At 49.4% G+C, this 1963-nt stretch carries 2 protein-coding genes; both read right to left on the reverse strand.

The window, feature by feature from the left end; genetic code table 11:
* Positions 1-77: 77 nt before the first annotated feature.
* The gene (locus PX481_RS07555) at positions 78-1166 is read right to left on the reverse strand and encodes an acyl-CoA dehydrogenase family protein (RefSeq protein WP_288094210.1); all 1089 of its coding nucleotides are present in this window, start codon (positions 1164-1166) and stop codon (positions 78-80) included.
* On the reverse strand, positions 1163-1963 hold an 801-nt coding region (locus PX481_RS07560), incomplete at its 5' end, for a glucokinase (RefSeq protein ID WP_288094211.1). The genes PX481_RS07555 and PX481_RS07560, both read right to left, overlap by 4 nt.

A 1963-nucleotide genomic window follows, 5' to 3' on the forward strand; every position in this document is an offset into this window, starting at 1 on the left:
CACCACCTTTTAGACTTTATGCTCGATGAGGCCATCCCTGTTACTCGCGTTAATTCTTCTTGATTTTGGATGGGGAGCTACAGGGCAAAAGCGTTTTGTATTCTGTATTCCTTGCTACATTCTGAATTTGGAATTGCTGGGCTATTTTCCATCACCGCGCTGGTTTGTCCAGAAACGCTAAACTGTAAAGCTTCCCGATAGACTCGCCCCGCCGGATGATCAATAATATTCGCCGCCCCACCGGAGGCAATCACTGCCCCTTGAGCGCATTGTAGAGCCAAATTAATCGCCCGACCGCGCCAGTGCAATTTCTCGGCAAAACTGGCCTGGTGGGAATTTAACATTTTTTCTTGACAGGACAGTAGGGCTTTTTCTAGCTGTTGATGGGCATTTTTTAGGCTTTCTAGCCCTTTTTGTCGATAAACCGCAAAAATAACATCTAAGCCCGCCCAAGCACAGCCAAGGGCATGAAAACCATGATGGAGAACATTTTTTTGATCGCTGGCCTCGATCGCCGCCGCCGGTTGTAAACTAACAATAAAATCCCTTGACAAAAAGTAGTCTTGTATGGTAATGCTCACCGTATTAGTCCCACTCATCGATAATAATGTCATGGGGGGACTGCATTGCAGACCGGGGAGAGCCTGCAGCGGTAAAAGACCGTACAGCGATCGCCCGTCTGGGAGGGTCGCCCCGATGATAAAATCTTCAAAAAAGCCCCATCCCGTCACCCAGGGGACCTGTCCACAGAGTTGATAGCCGCCGGCCACGGGAAACGCTTTCATCATCGGTTCCCCCGGACGACGTAGTTGCGAAAACCCCACCCCCACTAGCTTTTCGCCCCGGGCCATTTTGGGGAGATAAAGCTTTTTCAGGTCTTGGTTACTGCTGGTGGCTAATTGATTAGCGGCGCTTTGGTGTTGGGTTTGCAGAAAAGTTAAAGCGCCGGAATAACGAGCGCCGAGGATTTGGAATTGTTGATAGGTGCGTTCCTCCCATCCCGCCCCCCCCCATTCTTTGGGAACACGCAAAGCTAACAAACAGCGCTCGCCCATACCCTGTAAAGCTGATTGTAGGGCGATCGGGTCGCGATCGATCCGGGCCGCTTGCGGGGCGATCCTATTCTGAAAATAATCCCTAGCCATCTCCAGTAAACCATCCCTCATAGCTGACTAGCACAGTAAACCGCCCCCATTAGTCCCACTTGGGCATTAAGGACGATATGAACGGGAATATTGCTTAATAGCTCCGTCATCCGACCTTTAGCGCGAAAAGCCTTCATAAAGCTACCCTCGGTCATTAGAGGAAGATTTTTGGCAGCAATCCCTCCCGCTATGTATAATCCTCCGTAGGGAAGCAACTTGAGGGCTAAATTGCCCGCTTCCGCACCGTAGGCCTCGACAAAGATTTTCATGGTTTGATAACAGAGATAATCCGAGTTATCTTGGGCAAAACTAGCAATTTTAGCCGCTAAATCGACGTTTTTTGGCGGTTTATCCGTTTCTTCCAACCAAGTGCGGTAAATTTCCGCCATGGCCGGTGATGACTGACTATAGTTACTATCGTGGAGAAATCGATAGATAGAAGTGATTCCAGGGCCGGAAACCACTCGCTCCACCGAAATGCGCTCGATATTATAGAGTTCCAAGAGATAATTTAATAGTTGATATTCTAAACTCGATCGAGGGGCAAAATCGGCGTGGGAACCCTCACTAGCAAACACCTGATATTTACCCTTCGACACAGGAATCAAAAAACCCTCTCCTAACCCCGTTCCTGCACCAATAACCGCAATCGGGGCCTCTGGTACTGCCGGGGCCGCCTGTAGATTGTGCAGCTCCTCTGGGGCTAATCCTAACACCCCATAACCGATCGCCGCAAAATCATTAATTAATTTTACCCGCTCAATCTGCAGCTCCTGGCTTAGGCGATCGCCAGTTAGGGACCAACTTAAATTAGTCAA

This window comes from Microcystis sp. M53603_WE2 (genome assembly GCF_030065435.1).

Bases quoted from the DNA above. Each gene is read 5' to 3' on its own strand.
- PX481_RS07555 (WP_288094210.1), bottom strand. From the start codon at position 1,166: ATGAGGGATGGTTTACTGGAGATGGCTAGGGATTATTTTCAGAATAGG.